Genomic DNA, 26,971 nt, shown 5'->3' on the forward strand with positions numbered 1-26,971 from the left:
ATGAAACTGTCTGCAACGATCGCGGCCGCTGCCGCGTTATGTCTGTGCACAGCAGCCGCGCCCGCGTGGTCACAAAGCAAGACGATTTACATCGGCATGAACGGCGGCCCGATGGAAAAGGCTTATACGAGCCAGGTGCTGCCCGACTTCGAGAAAACGAACAACGTCAAGGTCGTGGTGGTGCCGGGTACCTCGTCGGATGTGCTCGCCAAACTACTCGCGAATCGCAACAGCCCGCAGATTCACGTCGCCTTCCTCGACGACGGTGTGATGTCGCGCGCAGTCAGCATGGGCGTGTGCCAGAAGCTCGATGATGCGCCGGTGCTCAAGGAGCTGTATCCGTTCGCGCGCATGAAGGGCGATGTCGGCGCGGGTGTTCAGCTCGGCATGACGGGCATCGCGTACAACAAGAAACTGTTCGCCGAAAAAGGCTGGGCGCCGCCGACGTCATGGATGGACTTCGCCGATCCGAAGTACAAGGGCAAGGTGGTGTTCCAGTCGGCGTCGAGCAGCACGTTCGGGCTGCACGGCTTTCTCGCGATCAACCGTTTGCTTGGCGGTAGCGAGCAGAATGTCGAGCCCGGCTTCACGAAGTGGGCAACGACCGTTGGGCCGAATGTCGTCGAGTACATTCCGAACTCGGCGAAAATTTCGGAAATGGTGCAGACCGGCGAAGCAGGATTGTTCCCGCTCACGCCGACGGCAGTCAGCGACCTGCAGGACAAAGGCATTCCGGTGGCTTACGTGAATCCGAAGGAAGGTCCGGTGTTACTGCTGGTGGATGTGTGCGTCGTCAACCACAACCCGGACCCGCAGCTCGCGCAGAAGCTCGCGCAGTTCCTGCTGTCCGCACCGGCGCAAACCAAAGCCGCCGAAGCGGGCAAGCAGATCCCGACCAACCGCCTCGCGAAGATGCCCGCGCCGATGCAGCAGAGTCTCGGCAATCTCGACGATCTGGTGCGCAAGGTGACGGTGGTGGACTGGGACACGATCAACGCGCATCGCGCGCAGTGGGATACGCGCTGGAATCGCGAGATCGAACGTTGAGGTTCGCGTGCGTGCAGGGTTGGACCTGCACGCACGGTGTTTCTGTCTATGCGCCGCGGGCTTCGCGTGCCGCGTAGGCTTTCAGATGGCTGTATGCGATGCGCAGTAGCGACAATGCATCGCCCTGCTGCGCATCGCCGCCGCGCGCGATCAGGTCGCCGAGAATGTGATCGGCTTCCGTCGGCGCGTGATTCTCGACATCGCGCATCATCGAGGCCGTCATCGGCGAGCCCTCAGTGAACAGCACGGCGTTGGCGCGGCCTTCGAACGCGTCGCCGACCGGATGACCGTTGTGCGCCGACACCGCGCGCGCTTCGGCGAGTATTCCTTCAATCAACTTGCGCCCGTCCGGTGTCGAGAGGATATCGCCGACCGCCGCCCGATATAGACACGTACTGGCTGCGAGCGAAGCGAGGAACACCCACTTTTCCCACATCTGCTGCAACACGTTGTCGGCGGGCTTCGCATCGAAACCGGCGCCTTCCAGTTGCGCGGCGATCGCACGCACGCGTTCGCTCGAGCCACCTGCTAGTTCGCCGAATGTCATCGCGTGCATGTCGTTCAGGTGCACGATCTCGCGTGCGGCGTTCAGCGTCGCAGCAATCACGCACTGGCCGCCGAGTACGCGCGACGCGCCGAATTTCTGTGTGAGCACGTCGATGTGGCGCATGCCGTTTAGCAGCGGCAAAATCGCCGTGTTCGGGCCGACAGCGGGTGCAAACGAAGCGATCGCATCGTCTAGATGGTAGGCCTTGCAACTGAGCAGCACGACATCGAATGGCTCAGTGATGCCGTCGGCGAGTACCGTCTTCACGTCGCGCAACGTTGCATCGCCGCGCGGACTGCGGATCACGAGACCCGCCTCCTTCAGTTGCGCCGCGCGTGCGGGCCGCACAAGAAACGTCACGTCGCGCCCCGCCTGCACCAGACGTCCGCCGAAATACCCACCGACTGCCCCCGCCCCCACTACGAGAATACGCATCGCCCTACCCTCCAGTCTGTCCGGTCAACGGCACGACGCCCCTTGCGTGTGCCGCGAGTACGGTGACTGTAGCAAGGATTGGGGTTTTGCATCGGCAGATGCGCAGGGCTGCGGGAGTGGCACAACGATGCTGGCTTACGGTTATGCAAGCGTCCCGATCACATCGTCGTAACGCAGCGCCCCGCTGTTGATATTCACCTCGCGCCGATACACGATCTGCCGCTCGTCGAATTCGCAGGTCACCGTATCGCGGAACGCGGTCTCGGCGAAAATCCACGTCATCTGCAGGCGCGAGCGGTCGAGCCAGCATGCGCGCGCAACGACCGGACTACCGACAAGGCGGTAGCTGTGATGTAAATCCTGTCCGGGCATCTGGTTGCCGCTCTCGATCCACCGGTCCATGCCTGCCACGATGACATGCTCACCGTCCGCATCGATCAGGCGAAATCTGCACTCCGTCGCGTCGAGGTCGAGTTGCAGCTCGCGAATGCCTTGTGCGTTCGGTTGCATCGTGAACCGTCTCGTACCAACCTTCAATGGATCGTCCGTCGCGCCGCGTGCATGCAAATAAGGCAGCTTCCATGCCACCGGAGCGTCCTCCCTTTGCCACCCGGCGAGCTTCGCAGAGAGTCTTGCATCGGCGGCAGTGGCGGTGCTACCTGCCGCATCGACGGGCAACGCAGCGCCGAATGCCGCAGGAAAGTGCCGCCAGATATGCGGCAGCAGCTTCGAGCTTCCCTTGATAGCACCCGTCACCGCCAGTACCGCATTCTGTTCGGGAAACACGGTCACCATCTGAACGAACACACCGATCGCGCTATATATGCTGTTCTCGTGCACCCACCAGTGGTAGCCGTATCGTCCGGACACATCATGCGCGCGAGTGGCCGCACTCACCCACGATTCCGGCAACACACGTCTGCCTTCCCATACACCGTTCTGCAGATGGAGCATGCCGAGCTTGAGCAGGTCGACCGTTTTAGTACTGAGCCCGTTGCCGCCTGGATTGATATTGTCGGTGCCGATATCCCAGGTTTCGCCTTCGATTCCGAGCGGTTCGAAGAGCCTGGGCTTCAGATAGTCGTGCAACGTCTCGCCGGTCGTGCGACTCAGGATCGCCGACAACATGTAGCTGGCCGCGCTCGTGTACAGAAACACTTCACCCGGGCGCTCCACAATCGGGATCTTGAGAAACTCCGCGATCCAGCTCGTTTCGAGCGTGCGCCATGCGGCACCCGACGTTTCGCTCGCGTGCCCGACGCGCATCGTCAGCAGATCTTCGACGGTCATGGCGGCCAGTCCGTCGCTCACTACATCGGGCAACATCTCGGGGAAGAACGATACGACCTTGTCGTCGAGCCCGAATCGTCCTTCGTCGAGCGCCAGACCGATCGCGCACGCAGTAAAACTCTTCGCGACCGAATGCAGGTTGCGCAGCCGGTCTGCGCGGTACGGCCAGCGCCAGGCTTCGGCCACGACATGACCGTTGCGGTACAGCATCAGCGAATGCAGATCGAGCTGTGCGGCTTCGACGTCGTTCAGAAACGCAATCACCGCATCAGGGTCCACCCCCGCCACCGACGGATAAGCGCGCGTCAGGCCATCGGATTTGATCTCGCGAGCGGCGGAAGGGTCTGGCATGGTCTCTGCACCTGCAATAAGTGGAAAACGAAAACGCGCGCTATGCCGTCAATTGAATGAATCGCGGCTCGGCAACAACATCGTCAGCGACAAACTGAAAGAGGTCTTTCGGGTCCACAGGCTTAGGGATCAGATCGATCTGTCGACCGATGTTGCGCGCGTCCGCGACGTCGCGCAAATAACGTAGCGCCGAAAAATCTTCGAGTGCGAAACCCACCGAATCGAACACAGTGACCTGTGCCGCATATTCGCGGCCGGGTTGCTCGCCGGACAACACGCGCCATAGCTCAACCACCGGGAAATCGGCAGGCAGTTGCTGAATATCGCCTTCGATCCGGGTCTGCGGTTCGAACTCCACGATCACGCGCGCGCCTTTCAGCACGTCCACATGTAGTTCGGTCTTGCCGGGACAGTCGCCGCCGACCGCGTTGATATGCATACCAGGCTCGATCATCTCTGGCGTCAGGATCGTTGCGTTAGCCTTGTCGGCGGTCGCGGTCGTCACGATGTCGGCGCCGCGCACCGCTTCTGCCGTGCTTGCCGACCTGACAATCCGCAGCCCCTTGAAGCTGGACAGATTGCGGATCAGTTTGTCGGTAGCGGCGGGATCGATATCGAACACACGAACCTCATCGATACCGAGCATGGCCCGAAACGCGAGCACCTGGAACTCGCTTTGCGCGCCGTTGCCGATCAACGCCATCGATCTTGCCTCCGGTCGCGCCAGCACCTTTGCCACGAGCGCGGACGTCGCGGCCGTGCGTAACGCGGTCATGATCGTGAATTCGCTGAGCAGCACCGGAAAGCCCGAATCGACTTCCGCGAGCACGCCGAACGCCATCACGGTCAGCATGTTGACGTGGGTGTTCTTAGGGTGACCGTTCACATACTTGAAACCGTATAGCGTGCGATCCGAGGTCGGCATCAGTTCGATCACACCGCCGGGCACGTGATTGGCGACGCGCGCCGACTTCTCGATCTCGTTCCAGCGCAGATAGTCCGCGCGAATATAGTCGGCCATCGTCGTGATGAACGATTCCGCACCGATCGACGTCACCAGCTTTCGGACATCGCTTACATCGATATATCGGGTCATTTTCCTGAGACTCGCAAACGCAATGAATGCCCGCTATGTTAGGTGTTCACCCGGACGGCCGGAAGCACGCTCGCGGCTATCGTGATCGGAGAATCAGATCACTACGCCCCACAGCCGCTCATGCATCCCTACTTCGCGCGACACCGTGTTGCAAACGCGCATACGAAATCAACATACTCGACAGTTCGTGCGCAACCAGTGTTAACGGCGACGTGCTGCGGCGTATCAGGCTGACATCACGCCGGCTAAAAGTCTCGCGAATCGGGATCTTGATCAGCGACCCCGAAAACAGCTTGTAGCTGGCAAGCACACCAGGGTCCATCGTCAGATAGTCGGTCTCGCACACGAGAAACAGCGACTCCAGCAAGGTCTCGGCAGTAATCACGATTTTTGGTCCATCGAGGCCATGTGCAGCGAACAGGCCCACCAGGCGATTCGCCGCAATGCCGACGATGCCTTCCCGTCTGAAGCCCACCCACTCGCAATCGGCCAGTTCGACGATCGACGTCGCATGCGCCTTTGGATGCCCCGCACGCGCGAGCACCGCGGGCGCTGAGGGATACAACCGGTCGATATGCAGATCCGCATCGACCACCTGCGGCGACAGCGGACACAACGCGAAATCGAGCCGACCGTTGCGAATCCGCTCCATCAGCATCTGCGCCGAACCGCTCGATACATGCACGAGCACGCGCGGAAACGCCGCCATGAAGTTTTTCAGCACCGGAACCAGCAGTTCGGCGAGCGGCTCGGACGTCACGCCGAGCGAAATCCGCCCGACCGGTTCGCCCTCCAGTTCACGCATATCGACATCGATGCGTTCGCAATCCTTGAGGATCGCCGAGGCTCTGACCAGCAGTTTCTCGCCGAACGGTGTGAGGCTGATGCCGAGATGCGAGCGCGTCAGCAGCGTCACGGCGAGTTCGGCTTCGAGACTCTGGATCGCATGGGTCAACGCGCTCTGCGCGATATCGAGTGAGCGCGCGGCCGCGCGAAAACTGCCCTGTTCGACGACTGCGCAAAACGCTCTGAGCTGACTCAATGTCATGAGGTTTCCTTGACGACTCGTAGCCACGCGTAACAGGTCTTCTACACGCTGCAAATACGGGTCTCTATTGTGATCTTTCCATTCGATCGCGATGCCATGGATCGAACTTCCTGGACCCAAAATGACCGCTTAGCCTTCAGCTCAGCTTGCGCCTTTCGCGCGAGTCTCATACCGCAGTCGCATCCGGCTTTGCCGAGGATAATATGATGAAAAAGACCATCCCATCACTCGCTGCATTCACCGCATTCGCTACATTTTCAAACCTCGTGTTCGCCCAGAGCAGCGTCACCCTCTACGGACTCGTCGACACCGGCCTCGAGTTCAACTCGAACTCGAAAGGCACGCATCAATACTCGGCGGCGTCCGGCAACCTGCAAGGCGACCGCTGGGGCATGCGCGGTTCCGAAGATCTCGGTGGCGGGCTCACCGCCATCTTTCGTCTCGAAGGCGGCTTCAACATCGACAACGGCACGCTCGGCCAGGGTGGCGCCCTGTTCGGACGCAAGGTTTACGTCGGCCTCGCGGGCCCGTACGGCACGGTCACCCTGGGCCGCCAGTACGATCCGCTCGGCGACTACGTCGGCGGCTTCGAATCGGCAAACGACGAGACGCTCGTCACCGCCAGCGAATGGGGCAGCATCTACGGCGCGCACCCTGGCGACATGGACAATCTCGACAACTCCTATCGCATCAACAATGCGGTCAAGTACGCGAGCCAGAACTATGGCGGCTTCACGTTCGGCGGCCTCTACAGCTTTGGCGGCAAAGCCGGCGAAGTCACACAGAACCAGTTGTTCGGCTTCGGCGCCGGTTACCGCAACGGCCCGCTCGCACTCGGCGTTGCCTACGAAAAAGCCAAAGACCCGAACTACTCGGTGTTCGGCACGAATCCGAACGCGAACACCTCGGCATCGACCAGCGCACTGAACATGTCGAGCCCGGTGTACAGCGGCTTCGCATCGGCCGGCGCGTGGCAGGTGATCAGCGCGGGCGCTGCCTACAAGATCGGCAATGCGACGATCGGCGGTGTGTACAGCAACGTCGCGTTCCAGAATCTCGGCAGCGAAGCGGGGGCTGGGCTGAACCCCAGCCATCTGCACGGTACCGCGACTTTCAATCTCGGCGAACTGAACTTCACCTACCTCGTCACACCGGCGCTGCAACTCGGTGCGGCTTATACGTACACGCGCGGCAGTTCGGTCGGCAGCATCTCCGGCGCGACGTACAACCAGATCAATCTCGGCGCGAACTACCTGCTCTCCACGCGCACCGATCTGTATCTGGTCGGTATCTACGAACATGCCAGCGGTGAAGACTCGACCGGCAAGAAAGCCGTCGCCGCGATTGCGAACCTGTCGAGTTCGTCGAGCAATTCGCAGACCGCTGTGGTGGTCGGTATTCGGCACAAGTTCTAACGACGTCAAGCGACACCGCATTACTTTGAAAAAGGTGCCACGTGGCACCTTTTCTTTGTCTGCTGCTCACGCACCCGCGAACACCGCGACGCGATGCCCCGCATCTGCCTGCATCACATAGATCATTTGCGGCGCACCACGCTTTGCATCGTCGGGATCGAAATAGACCTCAGCCGCGCGGCGCTGCACCGGCACTTCACGCGATACCACCTTGAAGCCGTCCTGCCGGTTGCCGCGCAACTCGGGCACCGCCTGCAACAAGCGGCGTGTGTACGGATGACAGGGATCGTCGAATACCGCATCGCGTGTGCCTTCTTCAACGATGTGTCCGCGCAGCATCACCAGCACGCGTTGCGCGATCTGTTCGACTACACCCAGGTCGTGCGAGATCAGCAGGCAGGCAAAACCGTAGCGTGCCTGCAGCGATACGAGCATGTCGAGCACCTGCTTCTGCACGGTCACGTCGAGCGCGGACACCGGTTCGTCGGCGATGATCACGGCCGGACGACTCGCTAGCGCACGTGCTATCGCCACTCGCTGACGTTGGCCGCCCGATAGCTCGTGCACGAAGCGCTGTGCGTGATCGGCGAGACCGACGTCCGCCAGCGATTCGCTGACGCGCGTCGCACGCTGCGCGGCATCGAGTGTGCGGTCCACACGCAGACCTTCGGCTACCAACGCACCGACTCGCATACGCGGATCGAGCGATGAGTACGGGTCCTGGAAGACGATCTGGATCGCGCGGCGCGCCATCTGTAGACGCTTCGCGCTGCCGTCGAGAAACGGCTCACCGTTCAGGAGAACTTCTCCTTCTGCTGGCGTGACGAGGCCAAGCACGGCCTTGGTCAAGCTCGTCTTGCCGCTGCCCGACTCGCCGACGATGGCGAGCGTTTCGCCGGCCCGCACGCTGAACGACGTGCGGTGCACCGCACGCACGTTACGCGCACCGCGCAGCCAGTTGCCGATGCCGCCACGCGCGGCAGGATAGTCAATCGCGACGTTGCGCACTTCGAGGACTGGCGGCACAGCTGCGGCTCCACCAGGCATTTCGCCCTGCGCTGACGGAGCCGCATCCAGCGATGTCTCTGTACGACGCGGCAACGCATCGAGCAACGCAAGCGTGTATGGATGCGAAGGCCGCGACAGCACCAGCGCAGCGGGCCCGTTTTCGACGGCGACTCCGGCGCGCATCACCAGAACCTGCTCCGTATACGCAGCAACGAGCGCGAGATTGTGGCTGATAAAGATCAGCGCGGTGCCCTCTTCGCGCGTCAAGGCAGTCATCAGGTCGAGCACCTCTTTCTGCACGACGCAGTCGAGCGCAGTGGTCGGCTCGTCGGCGATCAGCAGTTTTGGGCGCAGCAGCATGACCGCAGCGAGCATGATCCGCTGCCGCATACCACCGGAGAACTCATGCGGATAGCGCTTCATGCACCCTTGCGGATCGCGCACCCGTACGCGTTCGAGCATCGCAACGGCCTGGGCCCATGCCTGCGCCTGCGGCACACCGCGTCGCCGCGTGAGCGCTTCAGTCAATTGCGTACCGATACGAAACGCCGGATTCAGCGACACCATCGGTTCCTGAAACACCATACCGACTCCGACGCCGCGCAGTGCGCGCCATTGCGCCGGCGTCTGGTCGAGTAGCGCGTGGTCCGCGAAGGTCGCGCTGCCACCGAGTATCTGTGCGGAGTCCGGCAGCAAACCGAGCAATGCTTTACCGATCATCGTCTTGCCACTGCCCGATTCTCCGACCACTGCAAGCGACCTTCCGGCATCGAGATCGAAACTCACCTGCTGGACTACAGGTTTCGGATGACCGTCGGCGCCGCGAAATGCGAGCGTGAGATCACGCACGCTCAGCAGCGGTGTGTGCACGGATTGCTGGACCGTCATCGGGTCACTCCCTTCATGCGCGGATCGAGCAGATCGCGTACCGCGTCGCCGAGCATATTGATGCCGAGCAGCGCGAGCGAGATCGACATGCCTGGAAAGATCGCCAGCCAGATCGCACGATCGATAGCGCCGCGGCTATCGGCCAGCATGCCGCCCCAGGTCGGCGCAGGTGGTGGTACGCCGAGCCCGAGGAAGCTCAGCGCGCTTTCGGCAAGCAACGCCGAACCGAATAGCGAAGTCGAGAAGATCAGCAGCGGTGCGACGCAGTTCGGTAACACGTGTCGGCATAACGTCCACCAGCCGCTGTTGCCCATCGCCCGCGACGCGACGACAAAATCGCGGCTGCGCAGCGACAACGTGCCACCGCGCGCGAGCCGCATCACCGAAGGTGTGTAGGCAAGGCCGAGCGCGAGGACCACCGCCCACTTCGACGGCCCCAGCACCGTCATGATGCCGAGCGCGAGCAGCAAGCCCGGGAACGCCATCAACGCATCAATCAACACCAGTGCCAACCGGTCGAGCCAACCACCGACATAACCGCACACAGTGCCTAGCGTCGTCCCCAAGGCGAGCGCAAACAGCACCGAGCCGACGCTAACCGTGACGCTCACCCCAGCGCCCGCCATGATGCGCGACAACACGTCCCGGCCGAACTCATCGGTGCCAAGCCAGTGCTGCAGACTCGGCGCCCCATAGCGGGTGACAAGATCGACGTCGCTGGGATCGTAGGGCGTGTAGAACAGGCCGACCAGTGCGATGAATAGCAGCCACCCGACCAGCACGACGCCGATCGCGAGATTCAACCGCTTGAAGGAGGACAGTTTCATCTAGAGCTTCATGCGCGGATCGAAGACCGGATACAGCAGGTCGACGAGCAGATTGACGAGGACATAGAGCAACGCGATCAGCAGCAGACATCCCTGCACGACCGGATAGTCGCGCGCGTAAATACTGTCGACCAGCAAACGCCCCATGCCGGGCAGCGTGAACACCGTTTCGATTACGGCGCCGCCCGCGAGCAGATGGCCGAGGATCAATCCGACCACGGTTAGTGCCGGTCCGAATGCATTCGGCAGCGCGTGGCGCAGCAGTACGCGCGGTTCGGATAACCCCTTGGCGCGCGCGTGCGAGATGTATTCGAGGCGCAGCACTTCGAGGCTGCTCGCGCGCATCATGCGCGTCAGCACCGCAATTTCGCCGAACGCAACGGCGAGCACCGGCAGCACCAGATACCGCACGCTGCCCCATCCCGCTTCGCTGAAACTCTCGTAGCCGAAGGTCGGCAGCCATTGCAGCTTCACGCCGAACAGCCACATCAGCAGGATGCCGACCCAGAAGCTCGGTAGCGATACCAGCAGGATGCTGCCGAACACGATCGCGGGATCGGCGCGGCGGTTCTGCGACCACGCAGCAAACAGACCCGCCGGAATCGCAATCACACTGGCCAGCAGCGTCGCTGCCAGCACGATCTGCGCAGTCACCGGAAACGTCGTGCGGATCAGTTCGGCCACCGGTTGATGACGCGCAATCGACATGCCGAGATCGCCGTGCAGCAGATGCGTGACCCACACCACGAACTGCTCGGGCACGGAACGATCGAGTCCGAACTGATGGCGCAGTTGCGCGAGCAGTACCGGATCGTTGATATCGCCGAGCATCAACGTCGCCGGGTCGCCGGGAATCGCCCGCATCATGCCGAACACCAGCAGCGTCACGATGACGACCGTGGGCACCGCCATCGCAATCCGTTTGATCATGTAGGAAAGCATCGTGCTCGCTACTCTTTGGTCACGTTGAACAGCCGGATCCGGCGCATCGGCCAGGTCGTCACGCCATGCAGACGGCTGCTGACGAGCAGCAGGTCACGCGTGTAGTAAGTCACCAGCATCGGTGTGTCGGCGATCATCATGCGGTGCAGTTTCTCGAAGGTCTGCTTGCGCACGCTTTCGTCGGTGACGCCCTGCAGGCTGCGCAGCAACGCGCGCGCGGCGGGGTTCTCCCATTGGTATAGCGGCGCCTTCGACTTGTCGCCGATCACCTCGCCATACATCAATGCAGGATCGATACGCGCCGTATAGCCGAACGACATCAACTGGAAATGACCCGAGCGGAAATCGCTGAGTTGCGTGCCCCACTCGACGATGCTCAACTCGGCATGAATACCTGCCTTCGACAACAGCGCCTGCATGTACACCGCCTGCTTGTACATGTCCGTGTAGCGCCGGTTGGTTTCGAGCTTCAGCGTCTGGCCGTGGTAACCCACCTGCGCGAGCAGACGCTTCATCTCCGGTAGGTTCTTCGTATAGCCGGTCGCGTCGACGGGAGAAAACAGCTCGCTGGCATCGGGCACGAACGATGGGTTGTAGTGCGCGCGCCCATCGCTCACCGCATTGACGATGCCCGGCAGATCGAGTGCGAGTGCAATCGCGCGGCGCATGCGCACGTCGGCGAGCAGCGGGTCGCGTGTCTGCATCAGCAGCGCGGCCGGGTCGGCGCTCGGACCATCGATGAGATGCCAGCGCGGATCGGGTGGCAACATATCGTCGCCGTCCACTCCCATCACGTCGATCTGTCCCGCGACCAGTGCCGATTTCTGCGCGGCCGCGTCGGGAATCACGACAAAGCGGACGTCGTCGTGCGCGACCTTGGCACCCGCCATGCCGCTTGGCGCTTCGGTACGCGGCCGGTATTGCGCGAATGGTTTGAGCAACACGTATTGGCCGCGCTTCCATTCGGAGAACACATACGGGCCGGTGGCAACCGGTCTGACCCATGCGCCGGTGCTGTCGACGCTCGACGGGCTCAGCACCGCGAGCGGACAACTCGGATCGACCATGCGTTTGAGGAACAGGGTATCGGGCCGGTCGAGTTCAAAAACTACGGTCGATGGATCGGGCGTGTGGACCGCAAGCACGCGAGCCCCGCGGTCGCCGTTATAGAGAAACCGGCATTGAAACTGCGAGCCCGGCTTCATCAGAAACTCGAAGCTCCATTTGACCTCGGCGGAGGTCACTGGCTTGCCGTCGTGAAACCGCACGCCGTGCCGCAGATGGAACGTATAGGTTCGCTCGTCCGGCGAGATGTCCCAACTGTCCGCGAGCATCGGTCCCACGCTCAGATCGGCGCGCAGCGCCACCAGCGACTCGACGACATTGGCCATGATGTTGTCGGTGGCCGTGTTGCGCGCGACATTGCCGGGCATCGACGTTTGTGTATCGATGCTTTGAGCAAAGCGGATTTCGTGCGTCGGTACCGGCGATATCGTTGCGGCAGCAACCGGACGCGATCCCGCCCATGCGACGCATCCCGTCAACGCGACAAGCACGCACAACCGATGTTGCCAGGCACACAGGCAGCGGGGCATCACAGATGCGGTCTCCAGATATTGTTATTGCGCCGTCGCTATTGCGAACGCCGCGCACTCAGTGTCGTTGCGAAGAAATCGAGCACGACGGCCTCGATGGTCTGCAACGCGTTGTGCGCGATATTCGGCAACTCGTCGAACTGCACGTTGACGCCAGCGGCTTCGAAGGTCTGCTGGAGTGTGCGCAGGCGCTCGGGGCGCGTCGCACCGGCATCGTTGGCACCGGGCATGTAGCTGCCGCGGCCTTCGCGATGGGTGATCTCCCACGTCTCCAGATCGGCCTTGCCGACCACCATCTGGACTGGCACGCGCTGCAACGCGGCGAGATCGAATGGTTTACCGAAGCGCTGTTCGATACCACGTAATCCAACCCACCAGTCGCGGTTCACGTCGAGCAACGTCACGGAGCCCGGCGCGCCGATCGATGCCGCCCACAGCCGCTCCGGATGCAGATAGGCAAAGCGGTTGACGAACTGGCCGCCGCCGGAGAAGCCGAACAACGCGAACGTGTCGAAGGTTTTGCCGTAACGGCTACCCACTTCATCGACCATATCGAGCAGCACGCGGTCGTAGCGGATGTCGCCTTCCAGCAGATGCTTGTAGCCGTCGCGATTGTTGTCGCCGAGCACACCGACCGGGAACAGCGGGCACAGCACCGCGCAGTTGTTCCAGCGGGCAAAGCCTGCGAATGCGTCGCGGTATTTGATGAACCCGCGGTCGGTGCCGTGTACCGCGACGACGAGTTCGACGTTGTTCGACGGCTCCCGGATAGCGGGTGGCACGTACAACGTGTAAGCGAAGCGCGGATCGTTGCGATGCGTGAACACGGTGGTCGAGCCGTAGTCATACATCGCATCGCCCTGGGAGACGGCACCGACGGGAAGGTCTTGAGGGGGCATAGACAGACTTGAAGGGTTATTGGAAATCGTCATATGCGTAGTGTGGATTCGCAAAAACAAAGAAAGTTACGATTTCTTCTTACTTACGATAAACGAAAACTTTAGCTATGCAGCCTTGTGTAAGTCCGCATCGGGATGTGTGACGATCGTAAGCACGCCCCTGCCAGCAAGGAAGTCCGGCCAAAATATCGTGATCTGTTTTTTAGATCACAGTGCGCACGGTCCGCTACGGTTGCAGGATGCCGGCGATCTTCGAGAGCGCGTCGAGTGTATGCCGCAGATGTTCGCGCAGCGCCTCGGACGCCTCGTCGTTACGCTCCTGTTCGAGCAATGCAAGGATCTGCAGGTGCTGTCTGCAATGTTTGACGTAGCGCTTGCGGTCGCGCATCGAGCGGTATGAGAGCAACCGGCGCACCCGGTTCACACGCTTGATCGTATCGATGAAGAATGGGTTTCCGGACGCTTCGACGAGCGCTTCGTGAAACCGCACACCACGATCGTGCAACTGGTCTGCGGTATCGGTTTCGATTCCGCCGTCGAGCAGATGTTGTTCCGCGGCACGGCACCGTTCCAGTACCTTGCGTTCCAGACGAAAACCTGGTTCCAGCAACGCGGCCGGCTCCAGTGCGAGCCGCAGGCGATACGACTGCAACAGGCTGTCCGGTGTCGTCAGCATTGTCGAGAAAATCCAGCCGTAACCGGGTTTGCGCTCGGCCCAGCCCTCGCCCGCAATCCGTCCAAGCACGGCATTCAACTGAGTGTGCGTGAGCCCATAGCGCTCTCGCAGCATCAGTTCGGATGACGTTTCGGGTAACGTGCCTTTTAGCAGGTCGTCGGCAATCTGGAAGTACACGCGAGTGACGATGTCCTGCGCGGCCAGACCGAGCCCGTCGACGACTTCCGCAAGCGGCGCGACGACCGGCTTCGCGAGAAAGAAGCCGCGATTGGGTTCGCGGGTCAAGAGGCCCTTTTCGTGCAGCAGCACGAGTGCTTCGTTGACTGGCGAGCGCGATACGCGCAGCCGGTCGGCCAGTTTCTGTGCGGGCAAATGACTACCGACCTCGATCCCTTCCGTCTGGATCAGTTCGACAATCTGGCTGGCGATGGATGGGTCGGGGGTCATCGGGTGTTTTCAGGTAGGCCGGTTGTTGTGCGGTGTGCTGTCAGCGTTTTCTGCAGGATCAGTGGAATTACGCCGCCTACGCGCAGCAGTTCGATTTCGAGCCTCGTTTCCACTGCGGCGCGTGCTTCGAATGCTTCGATGTTGCCATTCGCTCGATGAATTCGCACCGGGATCGAACCGCGCGGAGCCAGTGCGTCGGCATTCGCATCGATCTCCAGTCTGTCGCGCGGCTGGAGATTCAGCGTCGCGGGATTGATGCCCGCTGGCAGGCACAGCGGCAGGATGCCCATACCGATCAGGTTGGAACGGTGAATCCGCTCGAAGCTGACCGCCAGCACCGCGCGAATACCGAGCAGACGTTGCCCTTTCGCAGCCCAGTCGCGCGACGAACCAGTCCCGTAACGCTCACCCGCTACGAGCACGACCGCGTCACCGTTCGCACGATAGCGGCGCGCGGCTTCGAAGATCGGCAGCACGGCGCCGTCCGGCACATGAAGCGTGTGCGCCACCGGCGCATCAGGCTGCAACAGATTGACCAGCGTCTTGTTGTAGAACGCGGCGCGTACCATCACCTCCCAGTTACCGCGCCGCGATGCGAACACGTTCAGGTCGTTGCGATCGTCGCCGCGCTCCACCAGAAAATCGGCGACGAAGCTGTCCTGCGGAATCGCACTGGCCGGCGAGATGTGGTCCGTCGTCACGTCGTCGCCGACCACAAGCAACGGGTACGCACGGTAATGTCCTAGCAGGCTGCCTTCATCGAGTGCAGCAAACGGCGGACGGCGCAATGCGGTCGATGCGGGATTCCACGGGAAAAGCGGACTACTGGGCGCGTCGAGCCGATGCCAGACCGGGTTCCGCGACGCTTCGGTGAACGCACGTGGATAGTCGTCCGGCGAGGCACCGCGCTCTACGAGCGCGGCAATCTCTTCGCGCGTCGGCCAGATTTGTGCGAGAAAAACCGCTGTGCCGTCAGCCCCAATCTGCAACGGGTCGCGCTCCAGGTTCGCCTGCGCATCGCCTGCAAGCGCGAAGGCGATCACGAGCGGCGGCGACATGATGAAGCCGAGATCCAGATCGGGATGGATGCGGCCGGGGAAATTGCGGTTGCCCGACAGCACCGCGACCGGATGGATCGTGCCGTCGGCAAGCGCGGCCTGCACCGGCGCGGTGAGTGGGCCGGCATTGCCAATGCAGGTCGTACAGCCGTAACCGACGATATCGAAACCGAGCGCCGACAGATCGTCGATCAAGCCGGCGCGCTGTAGATACCGCGCCGCCGCCGGCGAACCCGGTGCCAGCGATGTCTTCACCCAGGCCGGCACGCGCAACCCGAGGCGGCGTGCGTTGCGAGCGACGAGGCCCGCAGCGATGAGTAACGCAGGGTCCGAGGTATTCGTGCAACTGGTGATCGCTGCGATTGCAACCGGGTATTCAGGCAGGTTGGGCGGCGCGTTGCCGGGTGCGAAGGCGAGCTTCGCCAGCGCCGCCGCTGTATCCGCATAGCCGAGCAGATCCTGCGGACGGCGCGGCCCCGCCACATGCATACCGATCGCATTCATATCGATATCGACAATGTGCGTGTAGCGCGGTACGGCATCCGGATCGAACCACAAGCCGGTTCTTTTCGTCAGCGCTTCGACGCGGGCAACGACATCCGCGGGTCTGCCAGTCGTCCGAAGATAATCGAGAGTCCGCTGGTCGACCGGGAAAAAGCCCGTTGTTGCGCCGTATTCGGGCGCCATGTTCGCCACCACGCAGCGCTCGCCCGCGCTCAGCGTGCTCACGCCTCGTCCGAAGAATTCGACGAATGCGCCGGTCACGTCGATCTCGCGCAAGCGCTGGGTGACGGTCAACGCGAGATCGGTAGCGAGTACGCCGGCGCGCAACGCGCCGGTCAGCCGCACGCCCACGACATCGGGCAGCCGCTGCATGACCGGCATACCGAACATCACCGTCTGCGCTTCCAGGCCGCCCACGCCCCACCCGAGCACGCCGATGCCGTTGATCATCGGCGTATGGCTGTCCGTTCCGATCAAGGTATCGGGCACTGCCCAGTGCTCGCCCTCGCGGCTCTCGATCGACACGACCGTAGCAAGCTGCTCCAGGTTGATCGTGTGCATGATCCCCGTGCCCGGCGGATGAATACGCACGCCTTCGAGCGCGTGGGATGCCCAGCGCAGGAAGCGGTAACGCTCCGCATTACGGTGGAGTTCGAGTTGCAGGTTGAGCGACGCCGCGTCGGGTTGCGCAAAGTATTCGACGGCGAGCGAGTGATCGACTGAAACGTCGACGGGCAGCACCGGGTTCAGCACGGTGGGATCGACACCGGCTTCCGCGAGCACATCGCGCATCGCGGCAATGTCGACCAGTGCGGGTGTGCTGGTCGTGTCGTGCATCAGCACGCGGCTCGGATAAAACGCGATCTCCGCGTGGCTCGTACCGTCTGCGAGCCAGTCGAAGATTGCTTCGATCGCGTCGTGCTGTTCGCTTCCCTGCGCATTGCGCCCCACGTTTTCCAGCAGCAGGCGGAGCACGACTGGTAGGCGCAGTAACTCAGCGCCGAACGATGCCTTGAGATCGACGAATCGAAACGAAGCGTCGCCGACGCTTAGCGTCGCTGAAGTGGGAATACGGGTAGTTTGCATCCCCGGCATATTGCATTTTTATATTTACAAATGCAATATGCCGGGAACGTCAATTTCCTGGAGCGCGGCTTAGCCGGTCAGCGCGCCGCCGACGCCACATCGGCACGCGCAGCATCCGGGTCCCAGCCGCCGCCGAGCGACCGGTACAACGCTACTGCCGCAAGCGCATGTTCGCGACGCGCCTGGTTCAGCGACTGCTCGTCGCGCAGATACACCTCCTGTGCATCGAGCACGTCGAGAAAACTCGACGCCCCATTCTTGTACAACGTGCTAGACAGATGCAGCGCCTGGTCCGACGCATCGAGTGCGCCGCCCAGGCGCTCCACTTGTACCGCGCCGCTGACGAGATCGCTGCGCGTGTCCTCGATTTCCTTGAGCGCCTGCAGCATGGTCTGCTGCAAACCGAGCTGCGATTCGCGCATGCGGCTTTCGTTCTCGTCGATGTTCGCCGTGATACGGCCCGCGTTGAAGATCGGACTCGTTGCGCTCAACGCGGCGCTGAACAGGTTGTCGGTCAGCGTCGGCAAGCCGAGATATGACGACGCGAGCAGGCCATCGGTCAGACTCAATCGGAACTGCGGATAACGCTGCGCTCTCGCCGCTCCGACTTCGGCTGCGCGCTGCTCGACACCCGCATACGCGGTACGCACGTCGGGACGGCGCAACAACGCGTCGGAAGGCAGTGTCTGCGGAACGTCGGTGGGCGGAACTGGAATCGCTACTGCTCCAGCCAGAGTGTCGCCGCTCAGCAGACCGTCGACGCTCTCCGGTGCCCGGCCCGAATACACGGCAATCAGGCTCAACTGATGCTGGATCGTCGATTGCGTGCGGGGAATCCGCGCCTGCACATCTTCGAGTTGATTACGCGCACGCGCGACATCGAGCTGCGTCGACAGGCCGTAGTGCAGGCGCTCCTGCGTCAGCTTCAGCGCGCGGCTGCGAATCTGCTCGTTGTCTTGCAGGATCTGCAGATCGGCTTGCGCCCAGCGTAGATCGATATACGCGGAGGCAGCGTTCGCTGCGAGCGCGAGTCGTAGTTCGTTCAGCGCAGCTTCGCGGCCGCTCGTCTGTGCCTGTGCTGCGAGCAACGCAAGACGCTCGCCGCCGAACACATCGGGAGTCCATGTCGCCGCGAGGCCAAAGCCAGCCTGCCGCACATAACCAAGCGGCGGCGGCGCATTCTGGCGTTCATCGGCCGCTTGTGCGTTGGCGTCGAGTTCCGGCAGCAGGACCGCGCCACGCTGCGTCGCGACGGCCTGTGCCTGCTTGACGCGCTCAACTGCGGCCTTCACATCGAGGTTGTTCTCGAGCACCGTTTGCACCAGCCGATGCATGACCGGGTCGCCGAACTGTGCCCACCAGGCGGCGGCGTCCTTCGTGTCGTGCGGCGCATCGACGCTCCATGTTGTGGGCGCAACGGTCTGCACCGTCTGCGGCAGATTCGCATGGCTTTCCGGCTGCACCGCACAGGCCGCGAGATTCGCGATCATCATGGCGGCTAGCGCGCGCTTCATCATTGGGTTCATGTCTGTCGTCTCAGTGTCGGTACAGGAGTTTCAATGCGCATCGGGCGGCGGTGCCCGGTTGCCGAACGGCTTTGAGAACACGACGCTCAGCAGACCGACCACGAAGCAGAGCGCGACCGCGAAAAAAGCATCGGAGAACGTCAGCACCAGTGCTTCGCGCAGCAGCAGCGCATGCAGCGTCCCGAGCCCTGCGTTCGCTGCGTTCAACGCACCGCCGCCCACTGCGGCGAAATGCGCGGTTTGCGAGTGCAAGAGCGACTCGATCACGGGACGTCCCGCGGTGACATGCTCGTCGAGCCGCAGATAGTGCAGATTCAGCCGGTCGTTGAGCATCGTGCTGCTCACCGCAATGCCGATTGCACCGCCGAGATTGCGCATCAGGTTAAACAGGCCGCTCGCCGATTTGAGTCGCGACGGGGGCAGCGAGCCGAGCGCCATCGTGACGATCGGCGGCACCGCGAATTGCTGGCCGATACCGCGCAGCGCCTGGGGAATCAGCAGTTGTTGCCAACCCCATTGGCTCGTCAGCGGTACGTAGAGATAGCAGCCAAGACCGAAGCACACGAGACCGAACACCAGCAGCCAGCGCATGTCGAAGAAACGCGCCAGCTGCGAATACACCACCAGCGCGATCAACTGAAAGCAGCCTACCGACAGCAGCGCAATGCCGATCTGCAGTGAATCGAAGCCGCGCACGCGTGACAGGAACACCGGTGTGAGAAACACCGCACAGAACAGCCCAATGCCGGTGATAAACGACAGCAGACTACCGATGCCGAAATTGCGGACCGCGAGCGCCCGTAGATCGACGATCGGTTCTTTCGCGGTGAACGCATGCACGAGAAAGAGAAAGCAGCAGATCGCCGAAATCCATGTGCAGAACAAGATGGCGTGATCGCCAAACCAGTTTTTGCGCGGGCCTTCTTCGAGCACGTATTCGAGGCAACCCAGAAAACCCGACATCAGCACGATACCGAGGTAGTCGCCCTTCTTCAGCAAGGACAGGTCCACGTCATCGATATGCACGAAGCGCGGCACCAGCAGCGTGACAAACACGCCCGGCACGACGTTCAGGTAGAACAGCCATTGCCACGACCATTGCGAAGTGATCCAGCCACCGATCACGGGGCCGATGGTCGGCGCAAGCGACGCGAGCGCGCCGATCGTCGTCGAGGCGATCAGCCGCTGCTTGCCGGGAAACAGCACGAAGGCTGTCGTGAACACGGTGGGAATCATCGCGGCGCCGAGTGCGCCTTGCAGGCCGCGAAACAGGATCATCGAATTGATGTCCCATGCGAGCCCGCACAGCATGCTGGTCAGTGTGAAGCCGAGTGCGGACGCTGCGAACACCCAGCGCGTCGAGAACACGCGCGTGAGCCAGCCGGACATCGGAATCACGAGAATCTCGGCGATCAGATATGAGGTCTGTACCCACGAGAGTTCGTCCTGACTCGCAGACAGACCACCGCCGATGTCCTTCAGCGATGAGGCGACGATCTGGATATCGAGTGTCGCCATGAAGAAGCCCAGGCACATCAGCGCGAATGCGAAGATTTTTGTGCGGGTGGGCTGGTCGGCGGGATTGGCGGGAGCGCGGGTCTGGGCGCGCGCGGTAAAGGTGGTGGCGTTCATGATGCGTCGGGCCGGTGGATTACGAGCGGTTCGACGCGTTGTCGACGTGTACCTCGACCGTCGCCGACAGACCGGGGCGCAGCACGCCTTGCATGTCGTGCGGCACATTGAGACGAATACGCACCGGTACGCGCTGCACGATCTTCGTGAAGTTGCCGGTGGCGTTTTCGGCGGGCAGCACGCTGAAGGTTGCGCCCGTCGCCGGTGCCAGGCTCTCGACCGTGCCGTGGATCTCGCGATTCGATGCATCGAGCGAGACATCGACTGCATCGCCCGCGCGCATCTTCTTCAACTGGTCTTCCTTGAAATTCGCGTCGATCCACAAACCGCTAGCCGGTACAACCGTCAGCAGCGATACGCCAACGTCGGCGAGCAGCCCGACGCGCGCGGTGCGGTTGCCGACATAACCGTCGATCGGCGAACGGATCGTCGTGTATTCGACGTTCAGTGCGGCGACGCGTTGCGCAGCCTGCGCGGTCGCAACGCGCGCCTGCGCATCGCCGATCTGTGCGTCGAGTACGGTCAGTTGTCGCTGGGCGGCGAGCAGTGCTGCGTTGCTGCGGTCCACTGCTGCATGTGCCTTCGTGAGATCGGCATCGGCACGTTCGACCACCTGGTTCGACACCGCATCGTCCTTCACGAGTTCGCGATAGCGCGTCTGGTCGGCCGCGCTGCGCGTCAGTTCCGCACCCGATGCCTTCACTTCCGCGGACTGCTCGTTGATCGTCGCGAGCTGCAGCGACTTGCGGGCCTGCAGTTCCGTCACCGATGCCTGGGCGCTCGCCACTTCCGCATCGGCCTGGGCAAGCCGCGCATCGTAGTCGCGCGAATCGAGCCGGATCAACACCTGGTTCGCATGCACGTACTGGTTGTCCTTGACGAGCACGTCGGTGACAAAGCCGTTCACCTTCGGTGCCATCACCGTGACGTCGCCACCAACGTACGCATCGTCGGTCGTTTCGATGAAGCGGCCGACGATAAACCAGTACGACACGGCGATGGCCACTACGACAACGACCGTCACGATCGCGAGCAGCATCCAGGGAATACGGCGCGCCGGTTTGGCGATATCGGCCGGCGCGAGAGTCGATGGAGAAGTGGACATGGTTGTATGTGCGTATGCACTGTTTAGCGTTGAAAAAAAGCGCTTAAAAGCGCGCCAGTCTGATGTGTCTACCGAAAATTCGTGAAGCTAGCTGCCAGTCATATCGAGCAGCTCACGGCGCAGCGAAGCCGAACGCTGTATGCCGAAGCGTTGCTCGAACTCGTCCTGCGCGGCGTGCCAGTAAAACCTGGCGGCCTCGAGGCGTTCGATGCCGGTTGCGGTCAAACCCAGCGATAACGCGCGGTGGTCCAGTGTCAGTGCTTCGCTCACTACCAGGCGGTCGCGCTGCAACGGCCGCAACGCGCGCAGCAAAGACGTGCGCTCCATCACCATCTGATCGGCCAGTTGCTTCATCGTGAGTCGCCGGCCACGACTTAAGCGGCACAAGATCGAGAACTGCGTGATGGTCAGACCGACATTCGCGAGATGCCGGTCGTACATCTGCGACGTGTAGCGCGCGGCCTGGCGTACGGCGAAGCAGTCGTCTTCAGGAGAAAATTCCATGGGCTCGTGTCGAACTTAAAGTGTATATGCACACAAAATGCTGAAAAAAATCCCGGAATAACCGCGTGCTGCTCGATGCGGTCGATAACCGGGCGTCGTTCATCCTTCTGCTGTGACGTCGAACAGTTCGCTGCGCAGTGCTTTGGCCCGCGCCTTACCGAACTTGCTTTCGAACTCGTCCTGCGCTTCGCGCCATGCAATGGCGGCCTGACCGAACATCTGCTCGCCGCTTTTCGACAGACTGAACAGATAGGTCCGGCCATCGTGTTCCGATGCCTCAGCGATGACCCACTCATCACGCTGCATCGGCTTGAGCGCGCGCACGAGCGTCGTGCGGTCCATCACCATCGAGTCCGCCAGATCCATCATCGTCAGATTTGGCCTGCGAGCGAGCTTGGCCAGAATCGTGAATTGCGCCGCCGTCACGCCAACCTGCCCCATATGGCGCTCGTAGATTTGCGTGACGAAACGCGCTGCCTGGCGCAGCGCGAAGCAATTGCACTCGTCGTAGGAGAGAGGTCCGTTCATGGCAGGCAGTCTATAAGTGCATACGCACATTGTCAAGGAAAGTTGCACCATGCATGCCGTTGAGGTAACGTCCCGGTCCGGGATAACCGAAGCCCAGCCTCGAAACCCAACTGATCCACGAGGGCGCCGCAAACCGTTTGCCGCGCCGCCACGTATCGGAAGGGATTCATGGACACACGCATCTACTGGCTGGCGGCGACGGTCTTTCTCGCCGGCATCGACGAAAACATCTGCATCGGCATACTGCCCTCCATTGCGGCCAATCTGCACGTCTCGCTTGCATCCGCGGGGCAGCTCACCACGATCTTCTCCTGCGTTTTCGCGCTCACTGCGTTTGGCCTTTCTATGGGGCTCGCGCGATTCGAGCGCAAACGCCTGCTGCTTGTCGCCCTCGGCGTATTTGCGTGCAGCAATCTGCTTGCTGCGCTGAGTCCCGGCTATGCGTCGCTATTCGCCGCGCGCATCGCGATGGCGGCCAGCTGCGCAACCGTGATCCTGCTGGCAACGCGCCTTGCCACCGAACTCGCGCCACCGCGCTTTCACGGCCGCGCGATCGGTATCGTTTTCATGGGGATCAGCGGGTCGCTGGTGCTGGGTGTGCCGGTGGGCATGACGATCGCCGACTGGGCCGGCTGGCGCGCGGTTTTCGTCGCGATCGGGCTCGCGGTCGTGCCGCTCGGTTGTTACCTTGCGTACCGGTTGCCGGTCGCGCCGCCGCGCCCGGCTATCGCGTGGCGCACCTACCGCAACCAGCTTGCGCACCCGAAGACGCTCTGCGGTCAGCTCGTTTCCGTCGCGATGATCGGCGGTCACTTCACGTTGTTCGCGTACCTCAGCCCTTATCTGCAGATGTGGCTCGCGCCGCGTCCGGCCGAACTGACGCTGCTGTATGTCGCATTCGGTGTAGCGGGTGTGACCGGAGCGTGGCTCGGCGGCTGGCTGTCGGATCGCGCCGGTGCATCGCGAGCGTTACTGGTCTGCCCGGCCGCGTTCCTGCTGGCGATGGCCGTGTTGCCGCTCAGCGGACACGCGCTCGCGCTGTTCGTACCCGCGATGATGATCTGGGGCTGCCTTAGCTGGTCGATCTCGCCGATCGTGCAGAACTACCTGATTCGCAGCGCACCCGCGGCCGCCGATGTGAACGTCGGCATCAACGTATCCGCGATGCATCTGGGCGTCGCGTTGGGTTCGGGATTCGGTGGGTTGCTGGTGGAACGCGGCGCGTTACTCGCGACACCATGGGCCGGTAGCGGCCTTGTCGTACTCGCACTGTGTTTTGCGTGGCGCTCGACACGCATGCCCGCACCGCAGCATGCGCGCGCATCCATGAAAGCGGAAGCCGCGGACGCGTAATTACACACCAGGTCCACGGCGCAAGACCGCTACTTCTTCTGCTGCAGGAGCGCCTTCAGTTCCTCGACGTTTTCCTCGACGCGCTTCGCGATCACCGCATACGACTCCGCCTGCGACTTGTAAGCCGCCTGCGCGAGCTGCTGCATGTCGGCAAGCGACTTGTGCAGCGACTGCTGGACGAGTTCGGCGGTCTTCGCCGACGGCGTGACGCCCGCAGCGGACACCTGGGTTGCGAGCGACTGCAGTTCTCCCAGCGTGCTGCGCAGCATCTCGGCCTGCTTCTGTGCCAGCGACTGCATGCCTTGCAGCGCAGTCTGATTGGCCGTCACCAGCGCCTCGACGTCCTTGCGGCGCGCATCCATGATGGCGGGCACATCGAAGCCCGGCAGCTTGAACTGCTCGAGCAGCTTGAAGACGTCTCCAAACGGATTGGCCGGGTTCGGTTGTTCCATGCTCGATGCTCCTTGGCGTGTGCGCATGGCCTGCGCAATGGGCGCCGCTGCCCGGGTGGCAGCGCGCCACACGATCATGCCCGTTACCGTCGTATTACGCCAGCAAACGATATTGGCGTCGTTACGTCATACCAGGAGGTCAACCTGAACCCGATAAGCTCGCGAAAGGCAGCGAAGCCATCCATGCATGATCCTGACGAATACCTACCCACGGGCATCGAAGACCGGAATCATTTCGCAGTTTCGATGGCATTCGCCTCGCCTTGCACGCGTGGGCCTTCGCCCGGACGAACCTGCAGCATGGCAAACACGCCCACTGCAGTAGCCACTGACGTGGCAATGAACATCGACGAGTAACCATAGCGCGCCGACAGAATGCCTGCCAGCGTAGGAGCCAGCACCGCAGCAATGTTCGCGATGAAATGCATGATGCCGCTGAAGGTACCGACACGCGAAGGTGCGGTATCGATCACCACCGCCCAGTAGACAGAGTTCGGCAGTGCGTTCAAGGCGTTGCCCAGGGTCATCAACGCGATGATGGTCCACACGCTATGCGCCTGCGACACCGCCAGGAAACACAGCGTTGTCAGCAGCAGCGAGCCCGCGGCAAACCAGCTTCTCGCGATGACCAGCTTGCCCGTGCGCTTGAGCAGCCAGTCGGAAATGCGGCCGCCCAGCAATACCGTAAAGCACGCGCCGACCCACGGAATCATCCCGACATACCAGAGCGAGGAGAGCGTGAAGTTGAACTCGTCGTGCAGGTACTTCGGGGTCCACGTCAGCAACATGAAGTTGACGTAGATGAAGGCGAAGTAGCCGATCGCATTGAACATCAGCGTCCGGCTCTTGAAGAACGCCCACCATGGCAGCGTGGCAACTACGCTCGCCGTCTTGGGCGCTGCATCGCGCTCTGCCCGGATCAGGGCGAGTTCCGCGGCATTGACCTTTGGATGATCTTCGGGACGGTTCGCATACACACGCGAAAACAACGCGATCAGGATCAGGCCCAGCACACCGAGCACCACGTACATGGTGCGCCAGCTACCGGTCAGCAGGATCAGTCCGACGGCCACCGGAGCCGTGAGCAACGCACCCAGCGGCGTGCTCAACAGGCCGATCGACACCGCGAACCCGCGCTCCGACGGCGCTGCCCACGCTGACATGGTCTTGTTGATGATCGAGTAAGCCGGCCCTTCGGAGAAACCGAAGAAGATGCGCACCATGGCGAACCCGCTCAGCGCCGAGCCACCAAAAACCGCAAGGCCAATGTCACCAGCCCAGACCATGCAGATCGCAAACAGCGACCACGCTACGCCCGCGATCATCCAGACGCGCTTGGCGCCGAGCCGGTCTGCGAGCGCGCCGCCAATCAGCGCGCCGAACATATAGCCATAGCCGAAGTAGCCCATTACGGCACCCCAGCCGGCGCGATCGAAACCGTACTCGTCGATGATCTGCCCTGCCGCATACGCAATAGCGCCGCGGTCGATGTAGTTGATCAGAGCAATGACGACGATCAGGAAGAAGATCGTGAAGCGGTATCGACTTGGCGGCGGGACATGCATGAAGCGACTCCGTAACGACTTAAGCGTGTTGAGCGGATTGAAGGAACAGGCTTTGGGTTTGCCTACTGTATATGCACTATATATAATGCACAATGTATACTTTAACGCTACGGGAAAACCATATGACGCGCCCACTGGTTGCGATCGCCTCCCTCGGGGGCACTATCAGCATGACGCCGTCGGATGCCGCTGGCGGCGCCGTCCCCAAGCTGGACGCCGCGCAGCTGGTTGCAGCGGTGCCGGGGCTGGGGGCGCTGGCCGAACTCTCCACGGCGTCGCTCTCCCAGCTGCCGAGCGCTTCGCTTGGCATCGAACAGCTGCTGGCGTGCCTCGCGTGGGCTGTGGAGAAGATCGCTGGAGGCGCGCGGGGCGTCGTCCTGACGCAAGGCACCGACACCATCGAAGAGACCGCGTTTTTCCTCGATCTGTACTGGCCACATCCCGAGCCGCTGATCATCACGGGCGCGATGCGTACGCCGTTGTCCGCGGGGGCCGACGGGCCGGCCAATCTGCTGGCCGCCGTGCAGGTGGCCATCGACGACGAGAGCCGCGGGCGCGGCGTGCTCGTCGTCATGAACGACACCGTGCACAGGGCGCGCTGGGTCTGCAAGTCGGATTCACTGTCGGTCCAGACCTTCGTATCGCCAGACGGCGGGCCAGCGGGACGCGTGGTCGAAGGTCGGCCCGAATATTTCCATGCGCCCGGCCATAGATCGTTGGTACCGCCACCCACGCGCCCCTTTCCAAAGGTAGCCGTCATTCCAGCGCTGCTGGGTGACGATGGCGATCTGGCCGCGGCCGCACTCGATCTGGGCTACGAAGCCATCGTGGTCTCCGCATTTGGCGCCGGGCACGTCTCCTTCGGCTTCGCCGAGCAGATCGAACGCCTCGCGAAAGCGGTGCCCGTGGTGATCGCGAGCCGCACCGGTGCCGGCGCGACAGCCTCCCGGACCTATGGCTTCGCAGGATCCGAAGTCGATCTGGCGCGACGCGGCGCCCTCCTCGCGAAGTGGCTCCATCCGTTGAAGGCACGGCTGCTGCTGGGCGCGCTGCTGGCTGCCGGCACAGCGCGCGAGCAGATCCCGGAGGCGCTCGCCAGGTGGAGTACACTGCCTCGCCACTCGCTCACCCACCCGCAGCCATAACC

At 62.3% G+C, this 26,971-nt stretch carries 22 protein-coding genes; 4 read left to right on the forward strand and 18 right to left on the reverse strand.

Going from position 1 to position 26,971, the window contains the following annotated elements; translation table 11 throughout:
• Positions 1–1,047, forward strand: coding sequence for an ABC transporter substrate-binding protein (locus BWP39_RS25520; protein WP_096725040.1), 1,047 nt, complete (start codon positions 1–3; stop codon positions 1,045–1,047).
• 46 nt (positions 1,048–1,093) lie between these two features.
• Here the strand turns inward: BWP39_RS25520 and panE are convergent, their stop codons facing one another.
• The 4 genes from panE to BWP39_RS25540 form a co-directional block, all read right to left on the reverse strand.
• Complete coding sequence (panE, locus tag BWP39_RS25525; RefSeq protein ID WP_096725041.1) at positions 1,094–2,029, reverse strand: 2-dehydropantoate 2-reductase; 936 nt, start codon at positions 2,027–2,029, stop codon at positions 1,094–1,096.
• Positions 2,030–2,170: 141 nt separating this feature from the next.
• Positions 2,171–3,670, reverse strand: coding sequence for a serine hydrolase domain-containing protein (locus BWP39_RS25530; RefSeq protein ID WP_096725042.1), 1,500 nt, complete (start codon positions 3,668–3,670; stop codon positions 2,171–2,173).
• A 40-nt stretch (positions 3,671–3,710) separates the two neighbouring features.
• Positions 3,711–4,766 carry an ornithine cyclodeaminase gene (locus BWP39_RS25535; protein WP_096725043.1) on the reverse strand — a complete coding sequence of 352 codons (1,056 nt, stop codon included), beginning with the start codon at positions 4,764–4,766 and terminating at the stop codon, positions 3,711–3,713.
• Between the two features lie 118 nt (positions 4,767–4,884).
• A complete protein-coding gene (locus BWP39_RS25540; RefSeq protein ID WP_096725044.1) occupies positions 4,885–5,814 on the reverse strand; it encodes a LysR family transcriptional regulator in 930 nt (309 codons plus the stop codon).
• A gap of 206 nt (positions 5,815–6,020) precedes the next feature.
• Between BWP39_RS25540 and BWP39_RS25545 the strand changes: the two genes are divergently transcribed.
• Positions 6,021–7,229 carry a porin gene (locus tag BWP39_RS25545; RefSeq protein ID WP_096726169.1) on the forward strand — a complete coding sequence of 403 codons (1,209 nt, stop codon included), beginning with the start codon at positions 6,021–6,023 and terminating at the stop codon, positions 7,227–7,229.
• Positions 7,230–7,295: 66 nt separating this feature from the next.
• On the opposite strand, the gene BWP39_RS25550 is transcribed toward BWP39_RS25545, so the two are convergent.
• The 12 genes from BWP39_RS25550 to BWP39_RS25605 all read right to left on the reverse strand — a co-directional run bounded on the left by BWP39_RS25550 (position 7,296) and on the right by BWP39_RS25605 (position 22,454).
• Complete coding sequence (locus BWP39_RS25550) at positions 7,296–9,125, reverse strand: dipeptide ABC transporter ATP-binding protein (RefSeq protein ID WP_096725045.1); 1,830 nt, start codon at positions 9,123–9,125, stop codon at positions 7,296–7,298.
• Complete coding sequence (locus tag BWP39_RS25555) at positions 9,122–9,952, reverse strand: ABC transporter permease (protein ID WP_096725046.1); 831 nt, start codon at positions 9,950–9,952, stop codon at positions 9,122–9,124. The genes BWP39_RS25550 and BWP39_RS25555 overlap by 4 nt, the downstream gene beginning before the upstream one ends.
• Entirely contained in the window at positions 9,953–10,894 is a 942-nt protein-coding gene (locus BWP39_RS25560; RefSeq protein WP_096725047.1) for an ABC transporter permease, read from the reverse strand.
• Positions 10,895–10,902: 8 nt separating this feature from the next.
• Complete coding sequence (locus tag BWP39_RS25565) at positions 10,903–12,489, reverse strand: ABC transporter substrate-binding protein (RefSeq protein WP_096725048.1); 1,587 nt, start codon at positions 12,487–12,489, stop codon at positions 10,903–10,905.
• Between the two features lie 38 nt (positions 12,490–12,527).
• Positions 12,528–13,388, reverse strand: coding sequence for a hydrolase (locus BWP39_RS25570; RefSeq protein WP_096725049.1), 861 nt, complete (start codon positions 13,386–13,388; stop codon positions 12,528–12,530).
• A gap of 226 nt (positions 13,389–13,614) precedes the next feature.
• The gene (locus tag BWP39_RS25575; RefSeq protein ID WP_096725050.1) at positions 13,615–14,511 is read right to left on the reverse strand and encodes a GntR family transcriptional regulator; all 897 of its coding nucleotides are present in this window, start codon (positions 14,509–14,511) and stop codon (positions 13,615–13,617) included.
• Positions 14,508–17,159, reverse strand: a complete 2,652-nt coding sequence (gene acnA / locus BWP39_RS25580; protein WP_096725051.1) for an aconitate hydratase AcnA — start codon at positions 17,157–17,159, stop codon at positions 14,508–14,510. Before acnA ends, BWP39_RS25575 begins: the two co-directional genes overlap by 4 nt.
• A 77-nt stretch (positions 17,160–17,236) precedes the next feature.
• A complete protein-coding gene (locus BWP39_RS25585; RefSeq protein ID WP_096725052.1) occupies positions 17,237–18,685 on the reverse strand; it encodes an efflux transporter outer membrane subunit in 1,449 nt (482 codons plus the stop codon).
• Between the two features lie 30 nt (positions 18,686–18,715).
• Positions 18,716–20,317 (reverse strand): DHA2 family efflux MFS transporter permease subunit, encoded by a 1,602-nt coding sequence (locus BWP39_RS25590; RefSeq protein WP_096725053.1) that lies wholly within the window; start codon positions 20,315–20,317, stop codon positions 18,716–18,718.
• Positions 20,318–20,336: 19 nt separating this feature from the next.
• Positions 20,337–21,422: an HlyD family secretion protein gene (locus BWP39_RS25595; RefSeq protein ID WP_096725054.1), complete on the reverse strand. Its 1,086-nt coding sequence runs from the start codon at positions 21,420–21,422 to the stop codon at positions 20,337–20,339.
• A gap of 87 nt (positions 21,423–21,509) precedes the next feature.
• Positions 21,510–21,926: a MarR family winged helix-turn-helix transcriptional regulator gene (locus BWP39_RS25600; protein WP_096725055.1), complete on the reverse strand. Its 417-nt coding sequence runs from the start codon at positions 21,924–21,926 to the stop codon at positions 21,510–21,512.
• Positions 21,927–22,025: 99 nt separating this feature from the next.
• Entirely contained in the window at positions 22,026–22,454 is a 429-nt protein-coding gene (locus BWP39_RS25605) for a MarR family winged helix-turn-helix transcriptional regulator (protein WP_096725056.1), read from the reverse strand.
• A gap of 168 nt (positions 22,455–22,622) precedes the next feature.
• Between BWP39_RS25605 and BWP39_RS25610 the strand changes: the two genes are divergently transcribed.
• A complete protein-coding gene (locus BWP39_RS25610) occupies positions 22,623–23,807 on the forward strand; it encodes an MFS transporter (protein ID WP_096725057.1) in 1,185 nt (394 codons plus the stop codon).
• A 29-nt stretch (positions 23,808–23,836) separates the two neighbouring features.
• Here BWP39_RS25610 and BWP39_RS25615 read toward each other — a convergent pair whose 3' ends face one another.
• The gene (locus tag BWP39_RS25615) at positions 23,837–24,259 is read right to left on the reverse strand and encodes a phasin family protein (RefSeq protein WP_096726170.1); all 423 of its coding nucleotides are present in this window, start codon (positions 24,257–24,259) and stop codon (positions 23,837–23,839) included.
• A 230-nt stretch (positions 24,260–24,489) separates the two neighbouring features.
• Positions 24,490–25,824 carry an MFS transporter gene (locus BWP39_RS25620; protein ID WP_096725058.1) on the reverse strand — a complete coding sequence of 445 codons (1,335 nt, stop codon included), beginning with the start codon at positions 25,822–25,824 and terminating at the stop codon, positions 24,490–24,492.
• A 122-nt stretch (positions 25,825–25,946) separates the two neighbouring features.
• On the opposite strand from BWP39_RS25620, the gene BWP39_RS25625 reads away from it, so the two are divergent.
• Positions 25,947–26,969 (forward strand): asparaginase, encoded by a 1,023-nt coding sequence (locus BWP39_RS25625; protein WP_207557094.1) that lies wholly within the window; start codon positions 25,947–25,949, stop codon positions 26,967–26,969.
• Positions 26,970–26,971: the final 2 nt, after the last annotated feature.

It is taken from the genome of Paraburkholderia acidicola, from assembly GCF_002362315.1.
GTDB lineage: Bacteria > Pseudomonadota > Gammaproteobacteria > Burkholderiales > Burkholderiaceae > Paraburkholderia > Paraburkholderia acidicola.